The organism is Massilia sp. P2_C2, assembly GCF_056404615.1.
The window spans coordinates 1-9,258 of the sequence record NZ_JBFUDR010000254.1 but is presented as its reverse complement, the minus strand read 5'-3'; the positions used below and the strand labels follow the sequence as shown (position 1 = coordinate 9,258).

Genomic DNA, 9,258 nt, shown 5'->3' with positions numbered 1-9,258 from the left:
ACCGTTTGTTATGATGTTGGTTACGTTGCGTTGCGCTCAACCATTTGAAAGCGCGACGACGGTAGTTTAACCGACGCGCGGAAATTAGCGATTTCATGAGTATTATTGACAATAAAAAAGCCTTTTTCGACTACTTCATCGAGGACCGCTACGAGGCCGGCCTCGTGCTGGAGGGTTGGGAAGTCAAGGCGATCCGCGACGGCCGCGTGCAGATCAAGGAAGCGTATGTCGTCGTACGCAACGGCGAACTGTACCTGTTCGGCGCCCACATCAGCGCCCTCACGACCGCCTCCGCCTGGAGCCATCCGGAAGCCCTGCGCACCCGCAAGCTGCTGCTGCACAAGGCCGAGATCGACAAGCTGGTCGGCAAGGTCGAGCGTTCCGGCTATACCCTCGTTCCCCTCAACCTGCACTTCAAGGGCGGCCGCGTGAAATGCGAAGTCGGCCTCGCCAAGGGTAAAAAGCAGCACGACAAGCGCGATACGGAAAAAGACCGCGACGCCAAGCGCGAGGTCGAGAAGGCGATGAAGCAGCACCGCCGCTGATGGCGCTGCTTCTGCGGCTCATCGACTACCGCTCGTCTACTGCGGCTCAGGCTCGGGCATCGCCGATGAATGATGGCTCGTGATGAGCCACCGACCGCCGGACGGCCCAGGTTCCCAGCGATACGTGAACGTGTAGCGGGCGTGCACGACCTGCCCCGTCGTGCCGAACGAGAAGGTGTACAGGCCGGCGTCCACGGCGGTATCGCAGCCGCTGTCCACAAAGCGCAGGTCGATCTTGCCGGACGGCCGGTTCTGCAGGAAGTGCTGGAAGTAATCTTCCTTGTCCGCCGGCGTCAGGCGCGGCACATTGGACACGGTCGGCAGCAGGATGGACCGCGCCGCGTAGTTCGCGACGACCTGGTGCGGGTCGCCCGTCTGCAGCGAAGCGTTCCAGCGGTCGAACAGCGCGGCGATCTCCGGTTCGCTGGCGTGCCGGCATTCGCCCCCGGCGGCCTCCGCGGCACATCCGGCCACCAGGATGCAGACGAATGGCATCGGCACCAGCCATGAGTGGAACAAACGCATCTCGGCCTGCAATTGAAAATGTGAGCACAAGTGCTCACCGATCTTTTCCTGCCCCGAGCCGTCCTGCTGACCGTGCTCGTGCCTGACAGGCGTGACTTTCCCGCCTCCCGCCGGGCCATGGCCGGCGGCAGTGCCCAGCGTCACCGCCCGGCTCGCCACGGGTAGCGCAGTTTGCGCCGCGAGGTGCACCTGTTGGCCCATGCGGCGCTGGTCGAAGTAGCGGGACCACGCTTTCGCGAGATTCGCGAAAGGCTGCGCATGGGCGTCACGGTGGATGGTGCGCAGCCAGGGCTGGCCGTCGTCGTCCAGCCAGTCCGGATCCGAGTACTTGATGCGATTGAACTGCTTCTTCAGTGCCATCGCATTTGGTTTCTGGCCAAAGACGACCTGGCGGTTCCACTCGGCTAATGCCCAGTTCCAGACCCTCCGTGCGGTACCGGCAGCGCGCGCGAAATAGTCTCGCTGTGCAGGAGTCGGGTCTAGGCGGATCTGGTGGGACAGGAGCATGATCGTGGATTCCGTTCAGTAGGGCGTTGGACCAAAGCCCGCTGAACAAGTTCCGGATCTCGTCAGAGAATGTGCACGGTCGGTACACAAATCGGCACATTTGAGCGTCAAACTGGAAACTAGGTAGCAGTTCCTGTCGCCGGACGGGCCCGCACACGATGACCGTTAGACCCCGCTGCCGCTGATCCGTTCCCCGCGCACCCGTTCAGGCCGCCGCCACCCTGCCCCGCGCCATCACATTGCCGACCTGGCAGGCGACGAAGCTGGCCACGAGCCCGACGGCAACGCCGCATGCGAGCCGGAACGCGCTGCCGAACAGCAGCGGCGCCACGAGGCCGGAAACGAGTGCGAACGACATCATCTGGATGAACGCCAGCATCGACGACGCCAGCCCGCGATTGTCCGGGAACAGGCCCAGCGCGGCCACCTGGATCGCCGGCATGGCCACCGCGAGGCCGAACGTATAGACCATCAGCGGCAGCACGGCCCACGGCACGGTGACGACGTCGCCCGCGAACCCCGTATAGCCCACGTTCAGCACGCAGGCGACGAGCATCGTGCCGAAGCCGATGGCGCGCATGCGCGCGGCGGGAATACGCGCCGCGCGCTTGCCGCCCCAGGCCGACCCGATCACCATGCCGCTGATGAGGGGGATGAACATCCACGCGAACGCCGTCTCGGGCAGGTGCAGGATCTCCATCACGAAGTTGGCGGCCGAGCCGATGTACAGCGACAGGCCGCCGAACGCGAGGCCCACGGACAGCGACAGCAGCACGAATTGCGGATGGCCCAGCACCTTGAGGTAGTTACGCGCGATGGCCACGCCGTGGAACGCGTGACGCTTGTCGCGTGGCAGGCTTTCCGGCAACAGGCGCCAGACGGCCAGCAGCATCACGGTGCCGAACAGCGCAAGGAAGACGAACGTCGCGCGCCAGCCGAACGTCACGTGCAGCCAGCCGCCCAGCACGGGTGCGATGGCGGGCGCGAGGCCGAACACCATCATGATGTGCGACATGATGCGCTGGGCGTCCGCGCCCTGGAAGCGGTCCTGCACGATGGCCTGGCCGATCACGGAGCCTGCACCGGCCGACATGCCCTGCAGCGCGCGGAACAGCAGCAGCCAGCCGAACGAAGGCGCCAGCGCGGCGCCGCTTGATGCCAGCGTGTAGATCGTCAGCGCGACCATGATCACGGGACGGCGGCCGAACGAATCGGACAGCGTCCCGTAGAACAGCATCATGAACGCGAACATGAACAGGAACACCGACAGCGTCTGCTGCACGGCGACGGGGCCGACGTCGAACGCGCGTCCGATGGCGGGGATCGACGGCAGGTACGTATCGATGGCGAGGGCGCCCACCATGCCGAGGCAGGCGAGGATGACGGTGAGGAGTCTTTGCATATGCATGCCTTGCTAAAACATCGGCACTGCACCATGCGAGCGTCCGAAGGACGGAATTGTAACGGGAATCCGACGGGTCGGCTTGACACTTTCCCATCGCCGCCGCGCGGCACGGGGCGCGGCGGCGCATGCCGGGGCACGCAGGCGCAGCCAGCGCCGCCTGCGCGCACGCGACTGGACGATCAATCCGGGCGGTACAGCGACATGCCGAAGCGTTCCGTGCGCGGCATCCAGTTGCCCTGGTAGTCGGCCGAGACGAGTACGCGTTCGGCGCGGCCCACGAGCAGCTTGCGCGGCACGAGGCCGATCACGCGCGAGTCGGCGCTGTTGTCGCGGTTATCGCCCAGCATCAGGTATTCGCCCGGTGCCACGGTAACGGGGCCGAAGGTGCGTGCCGCCCTCACGTCGGGCATGATCTGGATGTGGCGCCGCCGCCGCGCCCTGTTGCCGTCCCACGTTTCGGCCAGCTGGAAGGCGCGCGTCGCCGTGCCGCCGACGGAATCGAGCGACTGTTCGACGACCTTGTAGTCGGCGCCCTTGCCGTTGATGTAGAGGCGCTCGTTGCGCATCTCGACGACGTCGCCCGGCAGCGCCACGACGCGCTTGATCAGCAAGGTGCCGTCGCGCGGCGAGCGGAACGTGACGATGTCGCCGCGCTGCGGCTCGCCCAGGTGCGCCAGCACCACGTCCGTCAGGGGCACCTTGAGGTCGAATGCGAGGCGATTGACGAGCACCACGTCACCTTCCAGCAGGTTCGGATGCATCGATGCCGACGGGATCGGATTCCAGTCCGCCACCGCCGACCGGAATACGCCGAACAGGACGAGAAACGCCAGAAAGCCTTTGTTGTTGCGTACCCAGTTCTTCATTTCAGGACCTTTCCGGTATGGTTGTGCATCCCTCCGATGGTTATACGCGGGTTCGCCGGGCCGAGGCTTAACAGAGAATTAAACGGTGCGTATGCATGCCGTGGCGGGCGTCACGCCAGCCCACGCTCGCCGTCGCACCGGCTGCGCATGAGGTAGTACGGGATCGTCGGCCTCAAGGCTTCTGCGATTTCACGATCTGCAGCGCGGACGCGATCAATCCGGACATGTCGCCCAGGTCGGCCGGCACGATGACGGAATTGTTCGTCTTGGCCAGCTTGCCGAACGCGTCGACGTAGTGCTCGGCCACGCGCAGGTTGACGGCGTCGATGCCGCCCGGCGAGCGGATCGCCTCGCCCACTTCGCGCAGCGCGCTGGCGCTGGCGTCGGCCAGTGCGATGATCGCGGCCGCCTCGCCCTGCGCGCGGTTGATGGCGGCCTGCTTCTCGCCTTCCGAGCGCGCGATCGAAGCTTCGCGCTCGCCGGTCGCGATGTTGATGGCTTCCTGGCGCCGGCCTTCGGACGCGGCGATCAGCGCGCGCTTTTCGCGCTCCGCCGTGATCTGGCGCTGCATCGCATGCAGGATCTCGGCCGGCGGCGTGAGGTCCTTGATCTCGTAGCGCAGCACCTTGACGCCCCAGTTGGCGGCCGACTCGTCGATCGCATTGACGACCGTCGTGTTGATGTGGTCGCGCTCCTCGAACGTCTTGTCCAGTTCCATGCGGCCGATCACCGAGCGCAACGTGGTCTGGGCGAGCTGGGTGATCGCCTGGATGTAGTTCGACGCGCCGTACGATGCGCGCATCGCATCCGTCACCTGGAAATACAGGATGCCGTCCACCTGCAGCTGCGTGTTGTCCTTCGTGATGCAGACCTGCGGCGGCACGTCGAGCGGGATCTCCTTCAGGCTGTGCTTATAGGCGATGCGGTCGATGAAGGGCACGACGATGTTCAGGCCCGGTGCCAGGGTGGCGTGGTATTTGCCGAGCCGCTCGACCACCCAGGCGTGCTGCTGCGGCACGACGTTGATGGTCTTGAAGACGAATACGATGGCGACGATGAAGATCACCAGCGCGACGGTTCCGAACGAGAATTCCATGGGCTTCCTTCCGTGTGGGTTATTGCGTGATTGGTCAGGCGAGCAGCTCGTACGCGACGCCGCCGATCCCGGCCGCGACGACGAGCAGCGCGCAGAAGCCGGCCAGCCGCAGCAGCGCGCGGCCCTTCTGCCCGGCGGGGCGGCTGCGCACGAGGTAGTAAGGCACCGCGAGCATCGCGAACATGACGATGCCCACGTTGAGCAACACCGTGCGCCGGTACATGCGTGCCTCGCTGTCGAGGCGGTACCAGGAGAAGGACAGGAAGCTGAACATCAGCGTGGCCAGGACTTCCCATCCGCTGTACTGGATATGCTGCGCCATCTGGCGCGCGTCGACGACGCCGTACACCGCCGTCACGGCCACGAGCAGGGCGAGAATCTGTGTCCGGCTCATGGATTCCCCACCACGAGCCGGCTGCCGTGTACCTCGACGATGCGGAACTCGCCCGCATGGGGCGTCACGCCCTGCCCCAGTTCGACATCCCACAGTGCGCCGCGGTACATCACGCGCGCGCGGCCGTTGTCCCACGCGGGCACGGTCACGCGCTGGCCGATGTCGAGGTTGACGTTGCGGTCGCGCTGCGCGTCCGACCTGGCCGGATGGCCGAAGCGCGAGCGGTGCAGCAGTCCCGTCGCGAGTACGCCCACGAGGGCGGCGGCGATCGCCTGCGCGGGCACGCCTGCGCCGCCCAGCGCGACGATGCCGCCGACGGCGAGGCCGATCGCGATCATCAACAGGTAAAACGTCCCGGTGAACAGCTCCAGGATCACGAGCACGCCGGCCGCTACCAGCCAGCCCATCCAGTCAGCCATGGTGATCTCCTAATAAAAACCCCCGCCGCCTGGGCGGGCGACGAGGGTTTCTTGTCGATGTAATTGTGTTAATGATATTTAGAATCCAACAACTGATGACGTTAGTCTAACGCGTCCCTGCGCCGAGTCAATATATAAGTCACGGCTTTGCCGCGCCGGCGCCGCCGGCTTCCTCGCGGCGCCTGAGGATCACGGAGTCGGTGCCGCCGTGCGCCGGGGCCTCGCAGGCGCGCACGCAGCGCAGATAGGTCGTGTCGCACAGGCCGTTGCGCTCAGTCACGCGGCGGTGTGTATCCGCCTTGTCGCGCGCCTGGGCTTCCATCGTCGGCACCTGGCCCGCGCTGTTCGTGTGCGCGTACGGATTCTTGCTGTCGGGCGCGATCAGCGGATCGCGGTCGAAGTCAGTCTGAAGCGTTGCTTTCGCCCGGCATTCCTTTTTTTCGCCCGTGCACATCGATTTGCACATGCCCGGCTCCGCGGCCACGCCGGCCGCGCACAGCGATATGCCGAGCAGGGCCAGCAACAATTTCATTTGATTCATGCATTCCCTCGATGGCGTTAGAGTTGCAAATATTTAACATTGCTACGTATTCGTCAAGTTTTACTGTTATTCTTCGGCTCGTTTGTATTGACACATGTCCGGTCCCGGCCTCATCTTCGGGAATAATCAATTTCCGCGTGGAAAGAATTTCTGATAATCACTGCATTGTCCACTTGGAGAACCGCCATGCTCAGCCGCCTGTTCGCCCTGTTCCGCTCCCGCCAGCCTGCCACCGCCGCGACGCACGACGCCATCACGACCTATGACGAACGGGGATGCCAGCTGATGATCCCGCGGGCCGAATGGCGCGACAGGGTCCTGCACCCGCAACTCAAGGAACACTGGAACACCCCCGATGCCTTGTATGGCACGATCCTGACGGCGCTGTCCGACGGCTTCGCGCCCGAACTGATGACGGCGGCGGCGCGCCTCGTCGAGATCGACACGATGCCGGAGCGCAGCCACGTCACGCACGGCATCGTCCTGCTGGAAAGCGGCCGGCTGGACGAGGCCGAGGCCGTGCTGCGGGCCGGCATCCGCGTCGCCGGCGCGACGGCAGCACTGCTGACCAATCTCGCCAAGGTCAGCCATGACCGCGGCGACGAGGCGGGCGCCTGCGACCTGCTGCGGCGCGCCGTCCGGCTCGATCCGAATTTCGAACATGGCCTGAACGGCTGGCTGGCCGTCGAGCGCGGACGCGGGGGCGAAGACGCCGTGCTCGGCGCGCTGGCGGAGGCATGCGAACTGCCGGGCAGCTGGCGCGCACGCCTGATACTGGCCCGGCACCATCTGGAGGCGGGCGACCTTCCCGCGGCGCGTGTGCAGTACACGGCCGTGCTGGCCGCGGCGGAAGTGGACGGCAACGCCCTGATGACGATGTCGTCCGACCTGGGCCGCTACGGCCACACGGGATGGATCGTCACGCTCGTCGGTCCCGTCTACGAGCCGGCGAAACACGGTCCGCAGGCCGGCTTCAACCTGTTGCGCGCCTGCCTGGAAACCGAACGCGTGGCCGAAGGCGAAGCGCTGCTGGCCCGGCTGCGGCCGCTGGCAACGCCGCCGTTCATGCGCCACCTGGACGAATTCGAGCAGGCGTTCCGGCTGCTGCACAGGACGGAAGCCCACGCCTGACGCCAACACGTCGCAAACGTCCGCGTGGGCACAGGGTGCCCACCCTACGATTGCAAGAGGCCGTAGGGTGGGCTCCCCGAGCCCACGCGCAACGCCGAGACATCTCGTGCGCATAAAAAAACCGCTGCCGAAGCAGCGGTTTTTTATCGGGCGTGCCGATTTACTGCATCGACGCCAGCTTCTGCCACGTATCGATCACCGAATCCGGATTCAGCGACATCGACTCGATGCCCTGCTCCATCAGCCACACGGCGAAGTCCGGGTTGTCGGACGGCCCCTGGCCGCAGATGCCGATGTACTTGCCCTGCGCGCGGCAGGCCTTGATCGCCATCGACAGCATGGCTTTCACGGCCGGGTCGCGCTCGTCGAAGTCCTTGGCCAGCAGCTCCATGCCGGAGTCGCGGTCGAGGCCCAGCGTGAGCTGCGTCAGGTCGTTCGAGCCGATCGAGAAACCATCGAAGTGTTGCAGGAACTGCTCGGCCAGGATGGCGTTCGACGGCACTTCGCACATCATGATGACGCGCAGGCCGTTCTCGCCGCGCTTCAGGCCGTACTTCGCCAGCAGCGCGATGACCTTCTCGGCCTGGCCCAGCGTGCGCACGAACGGGATCATGATCTCGACGTTCGTCAGGCCCATCTCGTCGCGCACGCGCTTCATGGCCATGCATTCCATCTCGAACGACTCGGCGAAGTCCGCGGCCAGGTAGCGCGCGGCGCCGCGGAAGCCCAGCATCGGGTTTTCCTCGTCCGGTTCGTAGCGCGAACCGCCGATCAGCTTCTTGTACTCGTTCGACTTGAAGTCGGACAGGCGCACGATGACGGGCTTCGGCCAGAACGCGGCGGCGATCGTCGCCACGCCTTCGGCCAGCTTGTCGACATAGAACGCGCGCGGCGACGCGTGGCCGCGGGCCACCGATTCCACGGCCTTCTTGAGGTCGTTGTCGATGTTCGGGTACTCGAGGATGGCCTTCGGGTGCACGCCGATGTTGTTGTTGATGATGAATTCCAGGCGGGCCAGGCCCACGCCACCGTTCGGGATGGCCTGGAAGTCGAACGCGAGCTGCGGATTACCGACGTTCATCATGATCTTGGTCGGGATCTTCGGCAGTTCGCCGCGCACGGATTCGGTCACTTCCGTTTCCAGCAGGCCGTCGTAGATCTTGCCCTCGTCGCCCTCGGCGCACGACACGGTCACGAACGTGCCGTCCTTCAGCGCTTCCGTCGCGTCGCCGCAGCCGACGACGGCCGGCACCCCCAGTTCACGGGCGATGATCGCCGCGTGGCACGTACGGCCGCCGCGGTTCGTCACGATGGCGGAGGCGCGCTTCATCACCGGTTCCCAGTTCGGGTCGGTCATGTCCGCGACGAGCACGTCACCCGGCTGCACTCGTTCCATTTCGGATGGATCGCTGATGACGCGGACCGGACCGGCGCCGATCTTCTGGCCGATCGCGCGGCCCGACGTCAGCACGGTGCCGGTTCCCTTCAACTTGAAGCGCTGCTGGGAGTCGGTCGCCTTCTGCTGCGACTTCACGGTTTCCGGCCTGGCCTGCAGGATGTACAGCTTGCCGTCGCGGCCGTCCTTGCCCCACTCGATGTCCATCGGGCGGCCGTAGTGCTTCTCGATGATCACGGCGTATTTCGCCAGTTCGACGACCTCGTCGTCCGTCAGCGAATAGCGGTTGCGCTGCTCGACCGGCACGTCGACGGTCTGCACGGAGCGGCCGGCCTTGGCTTCCTTCGTGAATTCCATCTTGATCAGCTTCGAGCCGATGTTCTTGCGGATGACGGGCTTCTTGCCCTGTTCCAGCATCGGCTTGTGCACGTAG

10 protein-coding genes and 1 pseudogene are annotated in these 9,258 nt (G+C 65.3%); 2 read left to right on the top strand and 9 right to left on the bottom strand.

The annotated features are described in order from the left end of the window. Window positions 1–95 precede the first annotated feature (95 nt). Window positions 96–545: an SsrA-binding protein SmpB gene (gene smpB / locus AC1DYX_RS23430; RefSeq protein WP_036228601.1), complete on the top strand. Its 450-nt coding sequence runs from the start codon at window positions 96–98 to the stop codon at window positions 543–545. Window positions 546–581: 36 nt separating this feature from the next. Here the strand turns inward: smpB and AC1DYX_RS23425 are convergent, their stop codons facing one another. The 8 genes and pseudogenes from AC1DYX_RS23425 to AC1DYX_RS23390 form a co-directional block, all read right to left on the bottom strand. Beyond that, complete coding sequence (locus tag AC1DYX_RS23425; RefSeq protein WP_477263313.1) at window positions 582–1,040, bottom strand: DUF4440 domain-containing protein; 459 nt, start codon at window positions 1,038–1,040, stop codon at window positions 582–584. 429 nt (window positions 1,041–1,469) lie between these two features. Further along, window positions 1,470–1,577 (bottom strand): annotated as a pseudogene (locus AC1DYX_RS23420) (helix-turn-helix domain-containing protein); the annotation flags it as partial. 205 nt (window positions 1,578–1,782) lie between these two features. After that, window positions 1,783–2,979, bottom strand: a complete 1,197-nt coding sequence (locus tag AC1DYX_RS23415) for a multidrug effflux MFS transporter (RefSeq protein WP_477263310.1) — start codon at window positions 2,977–2,979, stop codon at window positions 1,783–1,785. Between the two features lie 182 nt (window positions 2,980–3,161). Beyond that, the gene (gene lepB, locus AC1DYX_RS23410) at window positions 3,162–3,848 is read right to left on the bottom strand and encodes a signal peptidase I (RefSeq protein ID WP_477263308.1); all 687 of its coding nucleotides are present in this window, start codon (window positions 3,846–3,848) and stop codon (window positions 3,162–3,164) included. A 172-nt stretch (window positions 3,849–4,020) separates the two neighbouring features. Further along, window positions 4,021–4,944 carry an SPFH domain-containing protein gene (locus AC1DYX_RS23405; RefSeq protein ID WP_477263306.1) on the bottom strand — a complete coding sequence of 308 codons (924 nt, stop codon included), beginning with the start codon at window positions 4,942–4,944 and terminating at the stop codon, window positions 4,021–4,023. A 34-nt stretch (window positions 4,945–4,978) separates the two neighbouring features. After that, window positions 4,979–5,338 carry a hypothetical protein gene (locus AC1DYX_RS23400; RefSeq protein ID WP_477263304.1) on the bottom strand — a complete coding sequence of 120 codons (360 nt, stop codon included), beginning with the start codon at window positions 5,336–5,338 and terminating at the stop codon, window positions 4,979–4,981. Beyond that, on the bottom strand, window positions 5,335–5,757 hold the full coding sequence (locus AC1DYX_RS23395) for an NfeD family protein (RefSeq protein ID WP_477263302.1): 423 nt from the start codon (window positions 5,755–5,757) through the stop codon (window positions 5,335–5,337). Before AC1DYX_RS23395 ends, AC1DYX_RS23400 begins: the two co-directional genes overlap by 4 nt. Window positions 5,758–5,896: 139 nt before the next feature. Continuing rightward, the gene (locus AC1DYX_RS23390) at window positions 5,897–6,298 is read right to left on the bottom strand and encodes a hypothetical protein (protein WP_477263300.1); all 402 of its coding nucleotides are present in this window, start codon (window positions 6,296–6,298) and stop codon (window positions 5,897–5,899) included. A gap of 186 nt (window positions 6,299–6,484) precedes the next feature. Between AC1DYX_RS23390 and AC1DYX_RS23385 the strand changes: the two genes are divergently transcribed. Beyond that, window positions 6,485–7,429 (top strand): tetratricopeptide repeat protein, encoded by a 945-nt coding sequence (locus AC1DYX_RS23385; protein ID WP_477263298.1) that lies wholly within the window; start codon window positions 6,485–6,487, stop codon window positions 7,427–7,429. A 160-nt stretch (window positions 7,430–7,589) separates the two neighbouring features. Here AC1DYX_RS23385 and ppsA read toward each other — a convergent pair. Next, a partial coding sequence (gene ppsA / locus AC1DYX_RS23380; RefSeq protein WP_477263296.1) for a phosphoenolpyruvate synthase occupies window positions 7,590–9,258 on the bottom strand: 1,669 nt, incomplete at its 5' end.